Genomic DNA, 22335 nt, shown 5'->3' on the forward strand with positions numbered 1-22335 from the left:
TCGACGTGCGGGACCGCTGCAGTCGTTCTCGCTCGACGTCCGACTGAGCGAGCGCGAGACGAGTCGCCGCTCAGGCGTGTCGTGTATTGCCTGAGACGAGCTAGATGCCCCAGTGTGCGTCGACGTAGCTCTTGAGCGGCTGGTCGTACCGACGCGTGGTCAGCGATTGGTCAGCAACCGTCAGCCAAGTTGTCGAGTACCGATCCGGATGCCTGAGGATGTGTTCAGCGCTCTCTATCGGCAGTTCGCTGTCGAGGGGAAGCGCATCCATGGCGCTAAGCCCGAACAGCTCGACCAGCGCCAACGATTCATCCGAGGGGTCCTTGAGCGCGCGCCTCGTGACGACCTGTGTCGCGGGCCACGCTCCCACTGGGAACCGGGCGGCCTCGTGGAGCACGGAGGTGTCACCAAGCAGCAGGTCAGTCAGGTCGTCTGCGTAGTGGGCGAGCAGGAGACGGACTGCAGCCGGTGTCTTCTTGTCCACGGCGGCAGTGCTCAGCCTGCGGGGCAGTCCGGAAGCAGCAATCCGGCTGCTCGTGGCGACCAGGGCACACAGTGCGTCGTGGGGAAGGTCAGCTACGACCCCGCTGATCGTAGGAAGGAGTCGAGTCACCACGTCCGAGTTCGCGACTGCGAGCGCCCCTAGGACCCATGCTGCTCGCGCGTGGTCATCGGTGCAGCTGGTCCGCTGTTCCTCCCACCACTCGTGCCTGGCGCGATACTGTCGTACTGCTGGTAGCCACTGGCCGTAGTCCATGTCGGTGCCGAAGCACGGGGCGTCCTTTGTCGTACCGCCGCCGGTTCTGAACTCCGTGGCGTGAAGTGCGGCGCCGATGGCCGCGATCTCAGTGGCAAGCCAGCAGGGTCCGCCATAAGTCGCGCAAAGGGTGCGGGCGGTGTTGACCCACTGGCTCGTAGTGCCCTTCTCGCCGGCCTTGGCGCGTAGCGCGTGCTTCAGCTGGTCGCCGCCATGCCGCTCGGCGAGACGCCTGAGCGCAGCCGTCCGCTGCTCCTGAGAGATGACTGTGACGGGGTGGCCGGCGATGCCGAGCCTTCCGGGCAGCGCTTCACCCGCCGCTTTGGTGAGCAGGACGTGTGGTGCGACGACCCGGAGCAGGTCGCTGGCCTCGCTAGTCCCTTGCGGCGATACATCGGAGCAATGCCCTGCGAGAGTCCAATCGAGGAGTCGCTTGGCTCGCTTGCTGCTGTGTTCGGGGGAAACCCCTGCGGCGATGGCTGCCCTTGCGCCCTCTGGCGTGTCCATGGCCAGCGCCTCGACCGTTGACGGGGGGAGGTGCTGCCCGGACGCCAGCGGGCGGCCGACAGCCAACCAGTGGGCCTCCTTGGCGGTGCCAGCCGCCGTGCCCAGCTCGGAAGCCCACCAAATGTTGAACTCGTCGGGGTCGCCGACTGTCGCGGCGATGGAACTTCTCGCTGGCGTTAGCAGAGAAGTGACGTCCGCGGTGATGTCGTTCCGCAGTCGCGCGGCCAGGTCGAGCCCGCCGAACTCCTTCGGAAGGTCCGGGACGGAAGTGCGGCGACTGATCTCAGGTGCGAGGAGTCGAACGGCCAGCTCATCGGCGAAGAGCTCCGCGACACGTCTCTGGCTGCTTGCACGTTCTTTGAAAATGCCATCGCTGAGGAGGGACCAGACGGTAGTTCGGACCTGCCGTGCACCGGACAGTTCCCCGAACCGGGCCTCGATCAGTTCGGCCACCTCGGGAAGCAGCCGCGGCGGGAAATGTCCTCCGAGGAATCGCGCGGTGTTGGCCCAGTAGGGACGCGGGAGGAGCTCGACTAGTGCACCTTCAGGGGTGAAATCGTGGCCGGTATCTGCCTCGGCAAAGTCGTAAAGGAATCGGGCGGCGAAGAACTCGCGGATCGACTGGACGTCAAACTCGTAGGTGCCGGAGTGCTTGCTGGTGAGTACCCACACCCTGTCCCGCATGGCCTCGAACAATGACTGCACGGGCGCGGTGGCCTTCTCGACGACCGCCAGGTAGGCCTTCAACTCCCGGACGATGCGCTGGGCCGGCAACCGGGTCGACGAGGCGTCGACTTCGGTGAGGGCCTGCATCAGCCAGCCGAGGTACGAAGTGGCCTCCTCTAGGTCGGCGCGGCTCTCGAGCACGACCTTTGACTTGGCGGCTTCCCGTTCGAGGAAGAGGTCCATGTACGACCGGTAGAGGCTGGTGCGCGCGGTGGGCATGGACTCACCCTTGATCCGGATCAGATGCAGCAGGATCGTGAGCTGCATCGGGTTGTCCGCCAGCTGTGCGACGTGGGGTGACGCGGTGTGCTCGCCGAACACACGCTCCAATGTGCGTCGCTCGGAGCCGTCGAGGTGCTGCGCCGCTGCCCACCGACGCAGGTACCGCTTCTTCGTCGCTTCGTCGAGCGGTCGGAGGACGAGTTTGTCGAAGATGTCCGGCGCAGGCTCGGGCAAGCCAGAGCCGTTCGGGCGGGTGGTGACGATGATCCGCATGTTGCCTGGGCGGGCTTGAGCCCAGCGAGTCGTGAACTCGTCGATCGTCCGGACGACCTTGGCCCGGACCGAGGAGGCGGCAACCTCATCAAGCCCATCGAGGATTACGAGGGTTGAGAAGCGGTCGAGGATGCTTCGGACGTCATCGAGCCGTATGTCGTGGCCGGGGGCGCCTGCGGCCAGGTGGTCGACGAGGAATAGCTCAAGGTCGATCCGACTCCGCTCCTTGGTCCTCTTGGGGAGAGTGTCGGAAGCGGAGAACGGGTCGTGACCGCTGATCCATTCCGCGTAGTCGGCGAGGTCGATACGGATTGAGACACGAAGGTCTTCCGTCTCATCGACGGGGAGGGACTCCTTGCTTGCGGCGAGCTGCTTGCGGCCTATGAACCCTGCCCGATACACCTGACAGACGTACTGCGCGAGCGTGGACTTGCCTTGTCCAGGCACGCCCTCGATCAGGGTTAAGGGAGGGGACTGCGAATTCAGCAGGTGCTTCGCGACGCCGCCCAGATCGGCTGCGGGAAGAGCGAGGTTTCGGGGGCTGCGGACTCGCCTCACGGCCACGTCGACAAACAGGTCAGTCAGTAGATCCGAGCTGAGGTCGACTTGTCGGAACTTCACCCTCTTGTCGCGATCCCAGTGCGTCGCGACGTAGGTAACGAGTATGTCCTTTTCGCGCTTTTCGCGCTCCTGAAGAAGTTCAGAACGTAGGAGGGCGAAGAGTGCGTCGGTGCCCGCAAGCATGTCTACGTATGCCGCTTTGAGCTCGAACGGCGCCAGGTCTACCCAGGCGTCAAGATCGGAGGCCCAGAGACAAGACATCTCCACGCCGTATGTCTTCGAGAGCTCCTTGAGGGCTCCATCGAGGTCATCGCGAGCGCCACTCCCGGGCGTGGCGCTGCCTTCGACGTTGGTCATCAAGATGTAGCGCTTGCATCCCTCGCCAACCAAGCGCTTGATGTTGTCGGCCTCACCCTTGACCTGGGCCTTCAGCCAGGACGCCGGCTTCCGGTTCCTGGTGCCTGTCCACTTGACCTGGAGGATCGTGCGGTTCTCGCCGGTCCCCGAGACCATGTCTCGGCCGCCGTCCTTCTCGTGCACGGGGAAGACTGCGACATCCTCGAAGCTCTCCACGACAAGTGCGGCGCAGAGTTGCTGGAAGCGATCAGCGCCGAGACGCTCGTAGAGATACTTGTACGAACCGGAGCTGGCCACGGAGGGAATCCTCGCGGACCCCGCCGACAGCCGCAGGGATACACGCTGCAGAGGCCCACTACGGCTTTGTCGCGCAGGGGGATCGACTATCGGGACGGTGGAACTTCCCGCGCGACCTGATGCGGGGACCGGATCGTGGTGATGTCGCGATGGACAGCCTGGGCGTGGTCGAGCAGGCGCTCGGGCGCGTCGGGGGTTCGCGTTGCCTGGGCGTAGAGACGGGCCTGGTGTCGTTGGGCGGGCGGGCCGGCTGCGGTGGCGCGGTTTAGCGCGTCGGCCAGTCCGGTCGACAGCTCCGCCGCCCTACCGACGACCTGCCGAAGGCGGTCCAGATCGGCGCCGCGGGCCTGCACGTGTCGTCCAGCGATCACGGCAGCCACCCGGTCGTCCGGCATGTTGTCCATGGGTGGCAGGTCCCGAGCGCTGGCGTACAGCTGTCCGGTTCGGGACCAGCGGTCGACTGCCGCGGTGAGCTGGTCGGCGAGGACCGGCAGCTGGCTGGTGACCTGCTGCATCCTGCCGGCGACCGCCGCCAGATCGTCCCGGTCGCGGAGCGCCCCGATGTCGGTGTTGAAGGCGACCTGTGCGCGCAGGTAGCCCACGAACGTCAAGGCCCACGGGACGACGCCGTGGGGATCGGTGGACCGAGTTCGTCGGCCATCGTCGAAGACCGTGCTGGCGCGGCCGGCCAGCTGCCAGGCGAGTCCGGTGACCAGCAGCGGTCCGGCATCGTTGCCGGTGGCGGCTGCGGTGACGGTGGCGGCGCTGCGGCTGGTGATCTCGGCGGCGGCGACGGCGGCGCGGAAGTCGCGCAGAGTCAATTCGCTGCTTTCCTGCGCTCGGTCGATTGCCGCGGCCAGCGCCCCGGAAGCATCCAAGACGGTCAGCTGCGCGGCTGCCAGCGGGTCGCCGGGCATGGGTACCAGGCGGTCGAGCATTACCGCACCGATCGCCGTCGGAGGCTCGGTCTGTGCGATCCGTTCGACGGCGACGGCCGACTCCCGAACAGTCGCCAACTCCGGAGCCGCCGCCTGCGGCAGCAGTCGGCGGCCGAGCCGCGCGCAGTGGTCGGCCACCTCGGCCAGTTCCACGGTGACCGCCCACCGATGCGAGCGGCCCATGATGTCGCGGTCGCGGCCGACGAGGTCGGCGGCTGTGCCGGCGAGGTCGGTGAGCGGTCCGCCGGTGGGCGGCCACAGCCGACCAGCGGTGGTGCAGGCGGCGGCAAGTTCGGCGGCGGCGCGCTGCCGCATGCTGTTGCCGGGGGTGAGCCCGTCGTGGGCCAGGCCGGTGAGCGCCCGGCCGAGGTGGGCCAACCCGCCGGTGACGTCCTCGATCGTCGCCGAGGGCTGCGGCTCGGTGGCCCGCTCGGTGAGGCCGTCGAGGAGCTGCTGCAGGGTGGTGGCCACTTCTCAGCCCAGTCGTCGCAGGGCGTGTCGGGCGGCTCGCGCGGCGTCGAGCACCGGGGGGTTCGCGAAGGCGGCCTCGTCCATCAGGCCGAGTGCTCCCATGGCGGCACGGACGCTGGCCCGCGGATCGCCGTCGATCAGCGGTATCCGTTCGGTACGGGCACCGGCGAGTTCCAGCAACTCGGCGGCGTAGAGGCACTCCAGCGCGATGTCGGCGGGCACCTGCTCTCGGTCAGCGCCGACGGCGTCGAGGAGCGAGGCGGCATAGCTGAGTGGATCGCTGGCCACGTCGGCGGTCATGACGGTCTCCTGTCCTGAGGGTTGGTTGTTTCGAGGCTGAGTCGGTGCGGCAGACCGGGCGGGATGCCGCGGAACATCTGTGGACCGCCAGGGCCGTTGTGGACGATCGGGGCCCCCTCGGTGGTCGCCGCGAGGTCACCGGTGGGGCTGAGCGCGGTCAGCGCGTCCGGGCAGTCGTCGAGCAATCGCCAGTGCAGCTCCCGGGCCGGATGACGGTCGGGCAGCGGCGCGGCGGCGGCCAGCGCGGGCAGCCGAACGGCGACGTCGTAGCCGGCGGCCGCAGCCCGGGTCAGCGCGGCGGCCAGCGGAAGCCAGTCCGGGTCGCGCACCAGGCGGGCATCGATCCGGACGACGAACGCCCGCCAGGCCGACTCGGCTGCCATGTCGTCGGCGTCGTCCGGTTCGCTCTCCAGGTCGGCTGCGATCTGCAGGATGCGGGCGGCGATCGCCCGCCGGTGCCCGGCAGTGGGGGCGTCGCACCACGCGGTGAGCAGCTGTGGGGTATGGCGGGTCATCCAGCGGCGGCTGACTCGCACGCCGTCGAGTAGCGACACCCAGTCCCCACGGCCGTGCGCGGCCGGGCGGCTCACGGCCTGCCTATCCCGCTGCCGGTCGATCCTGGCTCGCTCCCGGCGGGCGGGGTGAGGCCGAGGTCGCGGGCGAACAGCGCCCGCCGTGCTTCGGCGGCCTTCGGGCTGTCGTAGTCGGCAGCCCGGGATCGGGCGGGCCAGTCGGTGTGCCGGCCGGGCGGGCAACCCGTACCGAGTCGCTCACTCATCCGGGCGTGAAAGGTCGGTAACGCGTAGCGGTGCCACTCCTCCAGCCCGTGCGGGACCAGGGCGGCGGCGGCAGTGACGCGCAGGCAGGCAAGCACGGCGAGCTCCTGGACGAGGTGGGGGTGGGTGGGCCAGCAGGACGGGATGGCGTTCGTGGTCTGCCAGACGTAGGTGTGGTTGAGCCAGGCCGCGACGTCGTCCAGCCACGGCCACAACTGCTGCCGTACGACCGCCGAACAGGTGGCCGGGTCCCAGGGCCGGTCCAGCAATGGCAGGCCGGTGGGCTCGAGGCCGGCGTCCTCGGCCAGCCGGAGCTGATCGAGGGCGCGGCGCACCTCGTGCGGCGGCTTGGGAAACGTGACGGCGAGCTGGGAGCCGGTCATCGGATGTCCTGCCCGGTCGGCACCAGGCCGGCGTTGGCGGCCGCCTCGTGGGCGAGAGCGGCGCGCTCGGCCGAAGGCGCGGTCTCCTCGCGGGCAGCGGCGACGCGGTCGCGGGCTGCGGACTGGGCCGCGAGCAGCTCCCCGCCGCGGCGGCCGGTGAGGCAGCGGGTGAGCCGGGCGATCAGCGGTGGAGCGTTCTCCGCGACGACCAGGGCGCGGCCGGGCGGCAGCTGGCGGATCTCCTCCGGTCGCAGCACCGGCACGGTCTCACCGTGGGTGGATCGGCCCCACCCGGTTCCGCGGTATGTGTAGGAGGTACGCCGCACCCGGGTGGTGCCGAGCAGCTCGGAGAGCTCGCGGTAGAAGCCGCCGTCCTTGCCGCCGCCGAAGGCGACGATCACGTTGGTGAGCCCGAATAGGGCGCGGGCTTCGTCCTCGCCGTAGACGAGCACCAGCTGCCGCCAGGTCTGGGCGGCGTAGAGGAAGCTGACCCCGAGGGCCCGGTCGTTGGCCATCCGGGTGCGCAAGGTCGGCAGCGGCGCGGTGGAGGGCAGCTCGTCCAGGCAGGCCAGCAGCGGCGGGCACAGCCGCCCGGTGGGCGCGTCGCCGGCCAACTGCAGCGCGGTGTCGAGGACGTGCTCGGCCAGCGCGGTCATCAGCGGCGATGCCGAGGCGTAGGGGTCTTCGCGGCCGAGCAGGTAGACGGTGCCACCGGCGGACAGCAGCGCTGGGATGTCGGTGGCCGCCCGGCCGGGTCCGGGCACGCACCGGCGGCGGATGTCGGCCTGGAAGAACAAGGCCAGGGCCTGCTGCACGGTCGTCGTCGTGTTGCCGGCGGTGCGCGGATCGCCGTTCAAGGCGCCGTGCAGCAGCCCGTCCCAGAACGGCGCGGCGTGCGGATGGGCGCGCAGGATGTCGGCCGGCTGGCTGGCTGCCTGGGGGTGGGCGGCCCACTCCAGGACGTGCTCGATCGTGCGCCCGGTGAGCGCGGCGGCGTGTAGATAGGCCTGCAACACCTTGGCCGCCTCGAACGCGTAGAACCGCGCCGCGCTGTCGCTACTGCCGCCGGTGACCGCGCCGGTCACGGTGCCGGCGGTGAATGCCTTGGCGCGGCGCTCGGCGACCATCGGATCGACGCAGCCGGCGACCGGGTCCCACACCAGCTCCGGCAGGCCGGGCACCGCACCGAAGGGGTCGAGCACGGCGACCGGACGGTCGCCGGTGGCGCGCGCGTCGAGGGTGAGAAGCAAGTCCTCGGCCTTGGTCAGTGTCACCAGCGCTGGGCCGGGGGCGCCGAGCAACGCGGGGGCGAGCAGGTCCAGGGTCTTGCCGGAGCCCTGGGGGCCGTAGACGCCGGTGGCGCGGTCGAAGGGCACCCACAGTTCACCGGAGGCGGGGACGGTGGCGTGGCCCAACCGCCACCCGACCTCGCGCTCGATCGGCGTGCGGTCTCGCCGTCGGCGGCCGCTAGGCAGGTCCGGGCGGACAACGGAGGCGACCTGGCCAAGCCGGGCGCGGCCGAGGACCTCGGCGACCTGGCCGCGGGTGGCCATGCCCACTCCCCCGCCCAAGAATCGGTGTACGGCCCACGCCGCTCCCCCACTGCCGGTCAGGAACAGCACGAGGACGGTGATGACGGCGGCATACACGGCGCCCGTTCCAGGCAGTGCCGCGGCTTGTGTGGGGTCGAGACCGGCGGCCAGGTCGCCGGTGAGCAGCCCGCCGACGGAGGCGACCAGCGCGGGCGATCCGGTCGGCCACACCCAGCCGCCGCCGGTCGCCAGGGTCGCGGCGGCTCGACCCACGGGCAGCAGCAGTGCGCCTGCGGTCAGCCAGACCACACCGGCGGCGGCGGGAACCTCCCAGCTGGCCGGACCGACGTCGGGCCGCGGGCGGCCGGCGCTCACCGCCGGCCTCCTGGACATGCAGCGTTCATGGCTCCTCCTCGGTCTCGCGGCATTGGTGGCGGACTCATGCGGGGTTGGGGGCATGTAGATCGACGCCGCGGTCGACCAGCCAAGGGACGGGGTCGATCGGCGCTCCGTCGACGCGGACCTCGAAGTGCAGGTGGACGCCGGTGCTGTTGCCGGTGGAGCCCTGGAAACCGATCAGCGCACCAGCGGGCACCTGCTGGCCGGGCGTGACGGTGTAGCCGGACAGGTGCGCGTACCGGGTGGTCACGCCGACGCCGTGGTCGAGTTCGACGAGGTTGCCGTAACCAGCCAGGTTCAGGCTGCCGTCGCGATCGCAGTAGGCGCTGGTGCAGGCGGCGGTGGTCACGGTGCCGTCGGCGGCGGCGTACACGGGGGTGTTGCGAGGCCCTGCGATGTCGACCCCGGCGTGCAGGGTGCCCCACCGCTGCCCGTACTCGGAGGTGACCGTTCCGGTGCTGGGCCCGACCCACGACCCGGCAGCCACCGGGAGGCCCGGGCAGACAGCGGACGCTGCACCGGTCGCGTCGGCAGCGGTCGCCTGGGCGGCCGGCCACAGCATGGCGGTCAGCTCTCGGGCCAGCGGTTCCCAGCGGGCGTACGCCGACCCGTATGCCGACACTTGCACAGCCTGCGCTGCACGGGTGAGCGACATCGTCTGCCAGTTGGGCACCTCGACGAGCCGGGCGTAGAAGGCCTCGGCGGCGTAGACGGGATCCATCAACTGCGCGGGGGTGCCCCAGCCGGCGATCCACCGCTGCTGGAAGGTGTTGACGCTGTCGTGGTCGGAGCCCAGCCCGTCATGCGCGTACTGCAGGCTGGTGGCGGTCACCGCGGCCTGCTCGGCGGTGAGTTCGGGGCTGCTGCCGTCGTTGGCCAGCATCCGGAATCGGGACTCCTGGTAGGCGGTGGCCAGCGCCACGGTGGCCGCGTACGGCCCGAGCCCGCGCACCGCGGCGACGTTCACGATGGTCTGCGCCTGCCCCATCTGAACGGCGTCCAGCTCGATGCCGGCGACGGTCGCGCCGGTGCCACCGGTCGAGCAGGCGGACGAGACCGCCTGCGTCGATGCCTCCGGAGCTACAAGAACGGCCAACGGGATCAGCAACACGGTGAGCCCGACCAGCACCGGTAGCGCAATCGGAATAGCGGCCTTCCACAGCCATCGCGTCGCGTACGCCTGGGCCAATCCTTCCGCCGTCCCGCTCACGCCGGACCTCCAGCGGTGAGGGCCTCGTTGGTATCGGTCAGTCGCAACTCGGGCGCGGTGAGGACGGTCTGCACCTTGAACGCCCGATCCCCGACCAGCCACAGCGCCCGGCCCTTGCCCGCGACGGCCCAGCCGGTGACCACCCGCTGGGCCATCGGCGCCAGGCCGAGCAGGCTGCCGAGCTCGTCGCCGACGGCCTGGTCCTGGCCGTGCAGCACCTTCACGTCGCACAGGTGCAGCAGGTCGCGGGCGATGGCCACCGCCTGCGACGCGGCGTCGCCGGCGGTGAGCATGTCCGAGGGCTTGTGCGCCAGCAGGATCTGCACGTCGGCGTCCCGGCGGGACAGCCGCAAGTTGGCGTCGAGACTTTTCATCGCCTCAGTGCCCAGGCGCATCTGCCGCCAGGTCTCGTCGCGCACGACGATGCGCAGATCACCCGGGTCGGCAATCTCCCGCATCGCCTGCCCCCACGAGTTGAGGCAGGTCAGCGCAATACCGACGGCCTGATCACCGAGCGGCTCCAGCCGGGACAGCGACAGCGACTGGATCGGCGCGCGCCAGTCAACGTCGATGCTGGTGTGGTCGTCGAACAGCCCCGCCAAGGAACCCTTGACCAGGGCGCCAAGGGCGTCACGCAAGATGCGGGTGGCGTCGAGGAAGTGCCGGCGGTCGGCGTACCGGCAGCTGGCGACCAACTCGTCGGGAGGCTCGTCGAGCGCCCGCCACAACTGCGGGATCGTGGGCTCGGTCAGCCGGGTGGCGCCGCCGCGGTAGCCGGTGAGCAGCCGCAGCGCCTCCCCCACCGCGGTCTCCTCCACCGGGCCAAACGGCACAGACTGGGAGCCGACCAGGCCGCGCAGCAGCACGAGCCACCGGGCGAAGATGATCGCCTCACGGCGGCGCGCCTCGGCGGCGTCCAGGCGCTCCCACCGGTAGCCAAGGGGGCCGAAAGCCAATGGGTTGACCCGGGCGGGCAGGCCCGAGCCGATGACGAACGGCTCCACCCCCAGCTCGCGGCACAGCGGTTCGTACTCGTCCTTGGTGTCCCCCAGGATCAGCGTGCGGTAGCCGTAGCCGAGCATCCGCAGCGCGAACGCCTTGACCGTGGCGGACTTGCCGCGGCCGGGCTTGCCGAAGACGACGACGTTGGGATTGGTGACCGGGATGGCGTCGTCGGTGACCCAGCCGACCGGGTCGCAGTAGAACGTCCCTCCGGAGAGCAGGTCGATGCCCATCTGTGCGCCGGTGGGCGGCAGGCCGGGCGTGGGGATCAGCGGCCACGCCACCGGGGTCTGCTCCGAAGTCATCCGCCACACCGACAGCGGCGCCGGTGTCGCGGCCCGGCCCCGGCCGCGGCCGCGGGGGCCGCGGCGGGGCACCAGAACGGGAAACGACCCCCGCTCGCGGGGCGCCGCCGGTGCAGGGAGAGCGGTGGGCAGGCGGTGGCCGAAGTCATCGAGCAGGACGGCGACATCGCGCCCGCGGCGGGAAAGGCGGCGGGTCATCGTCGTCCTCGCCGGTTCGGCAGCCCCACGCCGAGGGGGATGGCAGCGGCAGCGAAGCCAGCATCCTGCGCCAGGTCCAGCCGCAGCGGCACGAATCCGGCGGCGCGAACGGAGGCGGACAACCGGCGGCCGTGCTCGGCCACCGGCCAGGACGCCGGCACAGTGACGCAGGCAGCGACGGCAAGACGAACCAGTGCCCGGCCGGTAGCCAACTTCTCGTCGGCGGCACCGATTCGCTCGGTGTCCCGGCGCTGGCGAGCCCGCTGCCGGAAGCCCATCCGGGCGCGCATCTCGTTGCCGGTGGTGGCGCTCATCTCCTCCCGGCCCACCATCCTGGTGGCCCGCTCCAGCGGCAGCGGAGCAAGGAACACCGTCAGGCAGCGCCGCTCTCCCGCCGTGGTCGGCACCAGCACGGGAGCCAACGCACCGAGCACCGCCCCCTGGTCGGGCAACAGAATCGTGTCGGTGACCGACGCCCACGCGTCGTGCACGTAGTGCCGCACCTCGGCGCGCGCCTGGGTGGGGCCGGCGGCGGCCATCGGCACCCACGCGGCCAGCCCCTGCCCGGACGCGGCGGCCAGGTCAGCGGCGACCAGCTGGCCGCGGTCGCCGGGGGCGAAGCCGGTGCGCACCGCGGCGGCCAGTGCGGCGGAGTCCAGCCAAGCCACCGCGGTGCAGCCGACCGGGCCGCGCAGTGCGGCCTCGACCTCGGCCATCACTCCGTGCAGCACTCGGGCGCGGCCGTCCACCCCTCCGCCGGCTTCTTTCGCGGCGCGAGCGATCCGGCTCTCGCCGGCGACGACGGTGATGAAGGCCTCGGTGCGCACTGCCGCCGGGGTCAGCATCGCGCCCAGCAGCGCGTTGACTTGAGTGGCCAATGTCGGCGCGTCGCCGCGGGTGTGCGCGTGTTCCCAGGTGGCGCGTTCGGCGCCGTCGTCGGGCACGGTCCGCAGGTGCACGGCGAGGGTGTCGATCAGTTCGGTGCGTGCGGTCAGCTCGCACAGCTCGGCCAGCCCGGCCGCCATCCGATCCCGTTCACCCGGCTCGGCCAGCCCGATACCCGGATGGACGATCCGGGCCACTGCCGCCCAGGTGCGCGCCGCGGAGTCCTGCACGATTACCGGGCGGTCGAACAGCTGCCCGAAGGGCGGCCCGTCGTGGGTACGGATGCCGGCCAACACTCCGGGCAGATCCGCCTCGGCCAGGTCGTCGGCCGTTCCCGATGCGGCGCTGGAGCCGAACGCCGTCCATCCCATGAGGACTCCGATCGCGTGCAGAAGCAGGTCGGCGAACCAGCGGCCGGCCGCGCGGCCCCGGACGGGCACCAGCAGCACCGCGGCCAGCAGCGCCCACACCGGCAGCCAGCCGAAGAAGAGCCCCCAGGCCTGGGCGTTCAGCGCCAGCAGGGCCGGCATTCCAGAGAGCGCCACCAGAGCCAGTTGGGCGCCGGTCATCCCGAGGAACCAGCCCGAGACGTCCCGGGAGTAGTCGCCGTAGCGGTGAGCGCTCACCGGGTACCTCCACCGGCAGGCCCGTCGCCTCGACGAGGTGGCCGGGGAGCCGGAGGACCGGCATCACCCGGGTCGGCCGGGCTGTCGTTCCGGTCGGTGCCCGTCGGCCCGTACGCGGCCGGACCTGCGGCACCCGGCGGGGGGGGTGCCGTCGTCCGTTCGCGCTGATTGCCCCGCCCCCGCCGAGCCCGGCGCCGCTCGGCCGTGTCCGTTGGAGCCGGGAGCGGCCCGACCGGGTACCGACGGTCCGTAGTAGTGCGCGGAGTGCCCGATCCCGGCGCCCGAGAGCACGTCGGCTGCCGATGCGGCTACCCCTGCGGCCAGCCGGCCCGCCTGGGCGGTGCCGACCGTGAGTCCGTGCAGCACGCCGGCGAACCGGCCTTGGGTGGCGGAGTCCGCGGTCGACTCACCCTGCGCTCGGTCTCCAGCCAGCTGGGCCGCGGCGCCTGTCGCGGCCACCCCGCCGGAGGCCGCGACGGCCGCGGCCCCCGCGGCCCGTCCACCACCCCGACCGCCGAGGTTGCCCAGCGCGCCCATCGCGCCGCCGGAGGCGGCCAGCGAGGAGCGAAGCGACGCGCCGCTGGATGTTCCCGGGTCGACGAAGGCCAGTAGCCGGAACAGCGCCAGCGGGCAGATCGCGGCGAGCAGGATCAGCAGGCAGCCGACCACCGCCATGCCGACCGCTTGCTCGGTGCTGGTCTCCTTGGCTCCGGTGACGATGCCCTCGGTGATGGTGACTCCCACGCCGAGGACGAGCACGGCCACCGGGGCGACCAGCAGCGCAGCGAGGAACCAGCGAAGGCTGCGCCAGAACCAGGAGCTCGCCGTCTGTGCCAGCAGCCCGCCGGCCGAGATCGCCGAGGTTGCCGCCAGCACGATCAGCGCCGCCTCGCGGACCAGCATCAGCAGCAGGAAGCCGGCGCTGGCCGGCACCAGCAGGAAGATCGAACAGACGCCCGGGACAGTCGCGACCGTGCCGTCGACCAGATCACGGCCCACGCTGATCGACGGTTCGAAAGAAGCCATGTTGTCGATGCCCAGCAGGTTGCGCAGCAGGGCGGTGGTCAGCCCGGAGACGCCGGTGACCAGCAGCGCGGCCACGCCGACGTAGCCGGCCCAGACCAGCCCGAACTGCAGCAGGCCGATCAGCAGCCGGCCGAGTGTCTCCCCGTCCCGGCGCACCGCCGCGACGCCCAGCTGCACCATGGCCATCAGCGCCGCCACGGTCGCCCCGATGCCGAAGGTCACCGGATACACCGCCGCCAGCGGTCCGTCGGCGGACAGGTCCGGGGTGGCCAGGGCATCGATCACCGAGAAGGCCAGGCCCAGTAGCCAGAGGCCGGCCTCCCACAACGAGAGCATGGCGTTGACCCACACATCGGCGACCGCGGCGCCAGCGACCTCACCGAGCACGCAGAACGGATTGAGCGGCAGGCACGACAGAACCCCGTCGTCGGCGGCCGGTTCCGCTGGAAAAGCGAGCACCGTGGAGTCGGCCGACGCCGAGGAGGCCGTCGCCACCCAGGCCAGCGCGGTCAGGACGAGAACAAGGACCAGCACACGCGGCGACACCGGCCCGCCGCGCCCTCCGAACCAGCGCCTAGACATAGCGCAGGTCCCGGTAGCCGGCCGCGACCGCGGCCTCGGTTCCCGGCCAGACCGACGGAGCCGGGGCTGGCTCCGGCCCGGACGCGATCAGCCAGCGGTCGACGGTCCAGACCATGCGCTGGCAGTCGGCGATCGCGATCCGCGAGGTCTGCTCCACGGCGACGGTGAATTCGAAGTCCACGCACACCACCGCAAAGTCCGGGCCCACCGTGCCCTTGATCAGCCCCATCAGCGGGCGGACCACGATGGCCAACTGCGGCGACCCCGCGCTCGACAAGCCGGCCGCCGAGAGCATGCGCGCCATCCCGTCCACACCCGACCACGTCTCGGGGGTGGGGCCGCCCGGCGCGGCCCACTCGGCGATGACCCGACGCACGCCGTCTACCGATCCGCTCTCCATCGCGGTCACGTCGATGGCCGCGAGCTGCGCCAGCGCCCCCTCCGACGTGCGGGGGAAGCCGGTGGGCACCTCTGCCGGACCGACGCCGGTGGGTCGTGGCAGCTCCATCACGCCGGCGGCCTCGGTCGCCAGCGGGCCGGGCAGCGCGGCCTCCGGCTCGGCGTGCGGCATAGGGGCGGCGGCCAGCGCATCATGCCGCGACAAGTCCGTTGCCGGAGCCGTGAGCTGTGGTGCGGCCCCGGCTGGGCCAGGGCCGGCGTCGGTGAACGTTGTGATGACGGTGAGGACCAGTCCGGCCAGCACCGCTAGCGCCCCCAGCGCGCTGCCCACGAGAAGCGTCAGCAGCCGAGCCGGGCCCCACTCCCCCGCACTGCTCTCCCGGTGCCTCTGACGGCGGCTCATCAGGTGCACCCACTGCCGGTGATCGAGCCGAGGATCGTCAGGATCGCGGTGTACGTGATGGCCACCATCACCACCACTGCGATACCCATCGCCCCGTACCGGGAGGCGTGCGGATGGGAGAAGATCCGCCCCACCAGGATGGAGCCGAGTGACACCACCGCGCCGATGCCGATCAGCGCGAGCACGCCCCACTTCACCCAGGCGGTGACGTCGTCGGCGAAGGCCTGCATCCCCGGCGGCGCCTCCGGGCAGACCGCTGCGGTGATCTCCACCGGGGCCGCAGCCGCCGGCTCGGCGCCCAGCACCACCACCCCGGCGAGGACGAGTGCGACGGCCGAGGCCGCGCGAAGCGCCGCAGGCGCGGTTCGGCGCCCGCTGATCATCGGATCTCCTCTGTGCAGCCGGTCCCAGCCCGCCCCGCTCGACGCCGATGCCGGGGCTGCGGGTCCTCGGCCGGCACCAGGAGCGCGGCCATCGACTGGCCAGCGGACGCCACCGGCTTCGGCAGCCGGTCACCGTTGAGTCCGGCGGTCTCCAGTCGCCGGTCGACCGGAACCCGGACCACCCGCCCCAGCGACCGCAGCTCACGCAGTCGTGGTCCGCAGCTGGCCTGCACCGCCCGCGGCCAGCGCGCCGGGCCGACCGCGGCGACGACCGGCTCGTCGGCGAGGGCGGCCAGCACGTGCTCGGCCTGCCGGACCGCGGGGACCGTCACCCGGGTGACGACGACGACGTTCGCGTCTTGAATGAGGGGACCGGGTGAGTCGAGCAGCGCGGTGGTCAGCGACCAGCCCGCATCGACCACCAGCAGCCGAGCGGTGGCGTCGGTCTCCGGTGGCGGCGGGAGCTCTCCGTCGCCTGGGCGGCGGGCGAGGCGGACCACGTCGAGTCGACCGCGCCGGCCGCGTCGCCACTCGGCGCCGTCCGTGCCCAGTTCGATGGTCGAGGCCGCCGTCAGGCCCGACCGGACCGGTTCGGCGTAGTCGATCAGCTGGACCCGCCGGCTCTCCGCCAGGCCCTCGGCGACCGCCAAGGCGACCGTTGAGGCGCCGGCCCCGGCGTGACCGGCCACGATTAGGACGACGGGGCCGCCGACATCGCCTGCCGCCCAGGGAGTCGGACCGGCATCCGACCGGTAGGCGCTGCCGGCGACCGCGGTGCCGGACACCTGGCCTGTGCAGACGACATCGTCACCGCTGACCTCGTCGAAGATTCCGGCGCGGATTGCGATCACGGCCCCGCGCAACGCCTCAACCGTCATCGGCCGGTCCCCAGAAGGACGCACGGAGCCGGCGATCGCCAACGACGCCGCCGGCGGCGCGTCACGGCTCGTTCGGCCGCTCCTTGATCCCCGACACGGGGCGGTGGTCTGCATGCGCCGACCGTTGCGCTCCAACCTCCTGTAGTTCTCCAGTCAGCTACGGCACTGAGGTCTCCTGGTGAGGTCGGGCATGCGACGGGCGCAGCAGCTGTGACGATCGGCCGACCACAGGCGAACTACTGGAGGATTACGGGAGAACCGACGTGGGCGTACCAGCCGAAGCTGCGCTGCTCCGGTTCCGGTCAGGGCCGCTGGGCGAGTGTGGCCAGCAGGCGATTGTGGGTGTCCAGCCAGCCGCACAGCTGCGGGTGGACGAATCCCACGATCTGGAGCAGATCGGTGTAGCGGTCGCCCAGCGGCTCGGCCAGCAGCGGTTCGTGGTGGGCGACGCGGTTGCGCAGTACGTGCAACCGGGCGACCGGAGCCTCCAGTAGGCGCCGATCGGATCCGGGCAAGTACCGGAAGGCGGGTCGCAGCGCCGGCCAGAGGGAAGCGGTGTAGCGGCGGGCGAGCAGGAACCGCCAGAATCCAAAGCTCAGTTCGGCGACGATCTTGCCGGGTAGCAGCGGGGCGCCGGCCCGCTGCAGCCGCTGCTTGGCTCGGCTGATGTCGTCGCGGGCGTGCTGGGAGAGCTCTCGGGTAGGGTCGCCGTACCACTGCCCGGTTCGGCCCAGCCGCTGGTGTCGGGCGGTCAGGGCGTCGTGCAGGACGTTGCGCAGCACGACCTCGACGTGGTTAAGGACCTCCCACAGCGCACCGGCGACCGCCGCGTTCCACAGGTAAAGCTCGACCGCACGGTCCAGGTCGCCATCGGTGGCGCGCACGTAGGTGGCCAGGCGGGGCGCGGACAGGTGGCGTTGGATGAGCAGCGCGGTCGCTGAGGGCTGACCAGTCGCATTCGGCGATTCCCTGTCTCCGGGTGGAGGCGTGGACATGTCAGACCCGTCCCCGTAGACTCGGCGGCGAAGACCCCGGAACGATCCCTGGCCTCGGCCACATCGCCGGGGTTTCGTCTTTCTTGGCCGCGGAGCCTGCCCTACCGAAGTCGGTGGACGCCCTCATGTGTGGTCGGTCTGCCGGGGAGCGCCGACGGCGCGCCGTGAAACTCCATGCTTGTCGAGCACACGGCGGACCGCGGTCGGGGAACGGTCGATCAGCTCGGCGATCTGCCTCAGCGAGCGTCCGACGGCGTACTCGGCGAGGACGAAGGCCTCCAGCTGTCCCTGCAGCCGCTGGCTGGACACGGTGCCGCTGCGGGCGGAGCCGGCGAACGCGGGCAGCGGGCGCAGCTGCGGTCGAGACGGATACGGCATGGCTGGTGGGACCTCCCTCGTAGTGGGTGCAGGCTGCGGCCCGTCCTCATGAGGCCCGGTCGAGGAACTGCCGGCGGGCGCGGTTGATGGTCTCCGCGGTACTCATGGGCAGGTCCATCTCGTCCTCGCCGTCGTAGATGGTCACGATCCGCGCGACGTAGGTCTCGGCTTCGGCGCGGCTGCCCTCGCGGTAGGCGACCCACATCGCGTCGAGCAGCACCTTCTCGTCGTCCGGCGCGACGAGCAGTGCGGCGGCCGAGGCGGTGCGGGCCGAAGTCAGATCGTCGTCGGAGAGGGCAGCGGTGACGACCTGGTGGGCGACGTCGCAGATTCCCGCGGTGAGCGAGAGATCCAGGCCGTCCAGCCACTCGTAGCCCGCGGGCCGCTGGGCGAACGGTGGCCCGGACACCAGCTCGAGTGCGGCCAGCAAGTCGGGCAAGCCGTCGTCGCCGCGAACCTCGGCGCGGGCGCGCAGCTGGCGGAAAAGGTCGGCGTCGACGAGCACGCCGATCAGCGTGTACCGGCCGCGGTAGCCCGAGCTCAGATGCTTCTCCCCGGTCGCCGGGTCGTCGCCGAGCCAAGCACGGGCACCGGCGGTCATCCGATGCACGTAGGCGCGGACGCTGACCGGGTCGGTCTTGCCGCCGCGAGCCGGTTGCAAGGCGGTGGCGGCCTCGTCGGCGGTGGAACCGTGCGGGCGGGTGGCCAGGTAGGCGACCACCTCTTCATAGCGGCGTCGCCGCCCGGACTTGGCGACGGCGTGCTCGTCGCCGTGCGCGCGCAGGGTGACCGGTCCGAGCAGAGTCAGCCGCGGCCGGGCGCAGTCCGGTGACCACCAATCCACCAGGTCACGATCGAGTTGCTCGAGGTCGTCCTCGATCCGCTGCCGCAGCTCGGTCGGGTGCCACTCGCCGTGCGTCTTCTGACCGTTGCCATCCGCAGCCTTGGCACGGTGTTCACGCGAAACCGGCCCGAGTGCGGCGCCACCAGCAGAAGACCGGCGAGCTGGCCGTGGCTGAGGCAAGCGTTCCGGAGCGTCGCCGGGCTCCTCCGCCGTCGTGTCATCGAGCAGTGCTCCGGCGGCGTCGGTGTGGACCTGCCACGGCCGGTCCCCATCGGATGCAGGGATGGCGTCGTCCATCGCGTCGCGCTCGAAGGCCAGCAGGGTGGCGATGTCGCAGGCCTGTTGGACGGTCAGCTGCGGGGCCGGGAGCGACAGTCCGAGTGCCGGGACAAGCAGCGACCCGTCGTCGGCCAGCGTGAGCAGCCACTCGTCGCCGACCTGCGTCGACTCGACACCGAGCACCAATGCGACCGCGGCACGCCGCTTCCGGGCCCGCAAGACAGCGGCGGAGCCGGCCAGCTCGCCGTCGTCCCGATCCTGTTGGTGTGGAGCGAAAATGACGTGTGGCATCCAACCGTCGCCGGCTCCGGCGCGTAGCCGTCCGCCCAGCACGTCGTCGGTATCCCGCTCGGGACTGTCGCGCGGGGCTGTGTGCAGCGCAGGGGCGGCGGCAGCGTCCACGGGGCGGATGCGGTGCGGAGCCAGGTCGACCAGCTCCTCGCCGAAGCCGACGGGGGTGACGGTGAGCAAGTCCGACCAGCTGTTGACGGCCAGCTCGGCGACCAGGTGCCGGGCGAAGTCCTCCCGGCGCTCGGCTGGCCCGGTCACGTGGACGGCACCGAGGCGTTCCAGGTCCAGCAGCCAACGGCCTGTGCCGTCGGCGCCGATGGTGACCAGGGTCGGGTACGGGGCCAGGCGTGCCCGGGCCACCTCGGGCGCGACGCCGGTGTCCTGGTCGAGCCGCACCGACCACCACAGGTCGGTGTCGTCGGCGGTCCACGGATCGGGCGGAGGGCGGTCGGCCGGGGCGTACAGCCGCAGCTCCAGGCGGCCGCCATCCAGCCGGGCGGCGACGACGTCCGGTAACTGTCCGTCGGGGTCCTCCGATAGCCGTACAGCCAAGCTGCGAAGGGCGCGGTCGAGCGTGGCGTAGTCGGCCGTGCCCGCGTCGGCCGCCCAGGTCACGGCCGTCTGCGTGGCCGACAGCGTCGGCTGCACCGGGGCCAGGCGTCGACCCGTGCGCCGACGACGTAGGCGCTGGCGGCGGTGGGCGAGCCACGTCGCGCCCACACCTGCTGCGAGCAGTGCCCCGCTGCCGGCGAGGACGGCCGCCAGCTCCGACGGGACTTGGTCGGCCTCGGCATCGGTGGCGTCGGCTGCCGGTTGCGCTGGTTCGTCGGAGGGACTCCCCCGTGGCGGCGAGGCCGGCGGTGTCGGCGATGGGGTAGCCGGCACGGGTGCCTCGCGCCCCTCTGGCGGCGACGGCGGCGCGTCCTCGGCCGATGGTTCCGGAGCGTTCGGCGGAGTCGAGTCGGACACTGCCGAGTCGGCGGACGGGAGGTCGAGGACCTGCCCAGGGCGGATCAAGTCGGGGTCGGTGAACCGGCCGCCACCCGGGATCGGTTCACCGGCGTTGAGGTCGAAGATCGGCTGCCAACTGCCCAGCCCGTGCTGCGCGGCGATGTCTGCGAGGGTGTCGCCGGACCGCACCGTCACCTCGCCGGCGGTCGGTTCCTCCTCGGGAGGCGTGGCGTCGGATGGGAGGACCAGGACCCAGCCGGGGCGGATCAGCGCCGGATCGGTGAGGACGGCGCCGTCGGGCTGGGGCCGGCCGCGGTTGAGCTCGAGTATCTCCTCGAACCGCGTCCAGTCCCCAAGGGAGCGGACGGCGATACGGCCGAGGGTGTCGCGCGGCTGCACCGTGTAGGTGCGGCCGTTCGCCGCAGGCTCGGCTGGCTCGGCATCGTGTGCGGAGGAAGGTGTCGATGGCGGCTCGTCGATCGGCTGCTCGGCGACCACGGGTGGTCCGGCGAGCGCCGGGGCGGCGAGCAGGGGGGCACCCCCGACGCCGACGACGGCGGCAACGAGCAGGCCGGCCAGCTGCTGTGGTCCGGCCAGGCCGGGCAGCCGCAGCGGTGGGAGACCGCGTAACTGGGCGGCGAGCTCGACGGCCACCGACAGGGCGAACACCGCCCACGCGGCCCAGCCGATCACCACGAGCAGGCCGAGGAAGAGAGCACCGTTGTCCGGCCCACTCAACGCGTCCGTGACCTGCTCCCATGAGGGCAGCGCTAACGGCAGGTAGGCGGCGCCAAGCTGCCACAGCCCGATGGGAACGCCGGCGACCGCAGCAATCAGGAGGAGCAATGCGAGCACTCGGCGCGGCACGTCGAGCGCCCACGGCGTAGTCGTCATGGCTCCGCTCCCCCGTCCTGGTCGGTGATGAGGGCGGCGGTCCCGGAGCCCTCCACGGTCATGGTCTGAATGCCGATAAGGCTGAGGAGACTGGTCGGCTCGGTAATCGTCGTGGTCACCGTCAGGGTGTCGCCGTCCACAACCGCCACCGCGCCCTGCACGCCGTTGCGCGACAGGTAGTCCTGCGCCGCGGCGACCGCGGCGCCGGGATCGACCCGGACATCTCCGGCGAGAGCGGCGGAGACGTCGAGGGCTTGGCCGCCGGCGCGGGCGGCTTCGTCGGCGATGGCGTTGGCGCGCTGGGTGGCGGCCACCTTGGCGCCGCCGTCGACGGCCAGGCCGATGATCAACAGCAGGCCGGGGACAAGGACGGCGAGGAAGACGCCAAGCGCACCGCGGTCGGCATCCTGATCTCGGAGGCGCTGTCGGGGGTTCATCGTTCGCGGTAGGCGTCTACAGGGCTGGAGAAGGTCGCATCAACGGTCACCGAACCCGGCAGACCGGGCGCCAGAAGATCGGCCATGTCGACGACGCACGTGATCGACACGGTTACGTCGCCCGACTGGCCGGGCGGTGCCTGGAAGCCGGCGGTGTCGACATCGATCGCGGTGCGCTCACACCGCGGGTCCTGAGCGGCCAGGGTGCGCTCCGCCTGCGCGGTGGCCGAGGCCGCCGCAATAGCGGGATCGCCGGACAAGGAGGCTTCCCGGGCGGCCGAGCGAGCAGCCTCGGCGACGGCGCCCTCGGCGATCTGTGTACGTCCGGCGACGACGGCGAAAGACAGCAGCAGGAGCAGCGCCGGGGCCAGCAGCGCCAGCTCGACCGACACCGATCCCCGCTCCCCCACCCGGCCGTTCATGAGGTGACCCGTTCCACGGGGCCGATGGCGCTCTGGGTGACCGACCAGCCGGACAGGCCGGGGAAGAGACTGAGGGAGGTTCCGGTCACGGTCACCTCGATGCTGGTCGGTGAGTCGGCCACGGTGACGGTCCTGTCAGTGAGCAGGTCGGAGGCGGTCTGCTCGAGGAAGCCCGCGGCCGCTGATTCCGCGCGCACGATCGAGGCGGGCTGCACCCGGCCCTCCCGGGCGCCTTCCTGGGCAGCGCCGAGGGCGATCGAGCGGGCGTGGAACCACAGGGCCGCCTGGATCAGCGTCATGACTAGCAGGAGCACGACGGGGAACGTGACCGCCAGCTCCACCGACGCCGCGCCGCGTTCCCCGGACAGCCGTCGGCGCACCACGCCGCTGGACCGGTGGCCAGAGGCATGGCCGAGCCGGGACAGCGCTGTGGGGCCGCGGGGGCTGG

Annotated in this window: 19 protein-coding genes; all 19 read right to left on the reverse strand. The window is 71.7% G+C overall.

Going from position 1 to position 22335, the window contains the following annotated elements; genetic code table 11:
* Positions 1–100 precede the first annotated feature (100 nt).
* The 19 genes from CRP29_RS10665 to CRP29_RS10755 all read right to left on the reverse strand — a co-directional run bounded on the left by CRP29_RS10665 (position 101) and on the right by CRP29_RS10755 (position 22270).
* Entirely contained in the window at positions 101–3700 is a 3600-nt protein-coding gene (locus CRP29_RS10665; RefSeq protein ID WP_217991530.1) for an NACHT domain-containing protein, read from the reverse strand.
* An 86-nt stretch (positions 3701–3786) separates the two neighbouring features.
* Positions 3787–5109: a hypothetical protein gene (locus tag CRP29_RS10670; protein WP_097195043.1), complete on the reverse strand. Its 1323-nt coding sequence runs from the start codon at positions 5107–5109 to the stop codon at positions 3787–3789.
* A gap of 3 nt (positions 5110–5112) precedes the next feature.
* Positions 5113–5409, reverse strand: a complete 297-nt coding sequence (locus CRP29_RS10675; protein ID WP_097195044.1) for a hypothetical protein — start codon at positions 5407–5409, stop codon at positions 5113–5115.
* Positions 5406–5924, reverse strand: a complete 519-nt coding sequence (locus CRP29_RS10680; protein ID WP_245852733.1) for a hypothetical protein — start codon at positions 5922–5924, stop codon at positions 5406–5408. Before CRP29_RS10680 ends, CRP29_RS10675 begins: the two co-directional genes overlap by 4 nt.
* Positions 5925–5995: 71 nt before the next feature.
* Entirely contained in the window at positions 5996–6568 is a 573-nt protein-coding gene (locus CRP29_RS10685; protein ID WP_097195045.1) for a hypothetical protein, read from the reverse strand.
* Complete coding sequence (locus tag CRP29_RS10690) at positions 6565–8475, reverse strand: type IV secretory system conjugative DNA transfer family protein (protein WP_097195046.1); 1911 nt, start codon at positions 8473–8475, stop codon at positions 6565–6567. Before CRP29_RS10690 ends, CRP29_RS10685 begins: the two co-directional genes overlap by 4 nt.
* Positions 8476–8539: 64 nt before the next feature.
* Positions 8540–9709, reverse strand: coding sequence for a M23 family metallopeptidase (locus CRP29_RS10695; RefSeq protein WP_097195047.1), 1170 nt, complete (start codon positions 9707–9709; stop codon positions 8540–8542).
* Positions 9706–11214 (reverse strand): ATP-binding protein, encoded by a 1509-nt coding sequence (locus CRP29_RS10700; RefSeq protein ID WP_097195048.1) that lies wholly within the window; start codon positions 11212–11214, stop codon positions 9706–9708. Before CRP29_RS10700 ends, CRP29_RS10695 begins: the two co-directional genes overlap by 4 nt.
* On the reverse strand, positions 11211–12725 hold the full coding sequence (locus CRP29_RS10705) for an SCO6880 family protein (protein WP_217991531.1): 1515 nt from the start codon (positions 12723–12725) through the stop codon (positions 11211–11213). Before CRP29_RS10705 ends, CRP29_RS10700 begins: the two co-directional genes overlap by 4 nt.
* A 63-nt stretch (positions 12726–12788) precedes the next feature.
* Positions 12789–14297: a hypothetical protein gene (locus tag CRP29_RS10710; RefSeq protein WP_245852734.1), complete on the reverse strand. Its 1509-nt coding sequence runs from the start codon at positions 14295–14297 to the stop codon at positions 12789–12791.
* 28 nt (positions 14298–14325) lie between these two features.
* Positions 14326–15135, reverse strand: a complete 810-nt coding sequence (locus CRP29_RS10715; RefSeq protein WP_097195508.1) for a hypothetical protein — start codon at positions 15133–15135, stop codon at positions 14326–14328.
* Entirely contained in the window at positions 15135–15518 is a 384-nt protein-coding gene (locus CRP29_RS10720; RefSeq protein ID WP_097195049.1) for a hypothetical protein, read from the reverse strand. The genes CRP29_RS10715 and CRP29_RS10720 overlap by 1 nt, the downstream gene beginning before the upstream one ends.
* On the reverse strand, positions 15515–16396 hold the full coding sequence (locus CRP29_RS10725; RefSeq protein ID WP_097195050.1) for a hypothetical protein: 882 nt from the start codon (positions 16394–16396) through the stop codon (positions 15515–15517). The genes CRP29_RS10720 and CRP29_RS10725 overlap by 4 nt, the downstream gene beginning before the upstream one ends.
* Before the next feature lie 302 nt (positions 16397–16698).
* Positions 16699–17280, reverse strand: coding sequence for a hypothetical protein (locus CRP29_RS10730; protein WP_245852735.1), 582 nt, complete (start codon positions 17278–17280; stop codon positions 16699–16701).
* Between the two features lie 234 nt (positions 17281–17514).
* Entirely contained in the window at positions 17515–17769 is a 255-nt protein-coding gene (locus CRP29_RS10735) for a helix-turn-helix domain-containing protein (RefSeq protein WP_097195051.1), read from the reverse strand.
* 46 nt (positions 17770–17815) lie between these two features.
* The gene (locus tag CRP29_RS10740; protein WP_097195052.1) at positions 17816–21028 is read right to left on the reverse strand and encodes an AfsR/SARP family transcriptional regulator; all 3213 of its coding nucleotides are present in this window, start codon (positions 21026–21028) and stop codon (positions 17816–17818) included.
* On the reverse strand, positions 21025–21465 hold the full coding sequence (locus tag CRP29_RS10745; RefSeq protein ID WP_097195053.1) for a pilus assembly protein TadG-related protein: 441 nt from the start codon (positions 21463–21465) through the stop codon (positions 21025–21027). Before CRP29_RS10745 ends, CRP29_RS10740 begins: the two co-directional genes overlap by 4 nt.
* On the reverse strand, positions 21462–21857 hold the full coding sequence (locus CRP29_RS10750) for a TadE/TadG family type IV pilus assembly protein (RefSeq protein WP_245852736.1): 396 nt from the start codon (positions 21855–21857) through the stop codon (positions 21462–21464). Before CRP29_RS10750 ends, CRP29_RS10745 begins: the two co-directional genes overlap by 4 nt.
* A 26-nt stretch (positions 21858–21883) precedes the next feature.
* Positions 21884–22270 carry a TadE/TadG family type IV pilus assembly protein gene (locus tag CRP29_RS10755; RefSeq protein WP_245852737.1) on the reverse strand — a complete coding sequence of 129 codons (387 nt, stop codon included), beginning with the start codon at positions 22268–22270 and terminating at the stop codon, positions 21884–21886.
* Positions 22271–22335 lie beyond the last annotated feature (65 nt).

Source organism: Blastococcus aggregatus (genome assembly GCF_900221005.1).
Taxonomy (GTDB): Bacteria; Actinomycetota; Actinomycetes; order Mycobacteriales; family Geodermatophilaceae; genus Blastococcus; species Blastococcus aggregatus.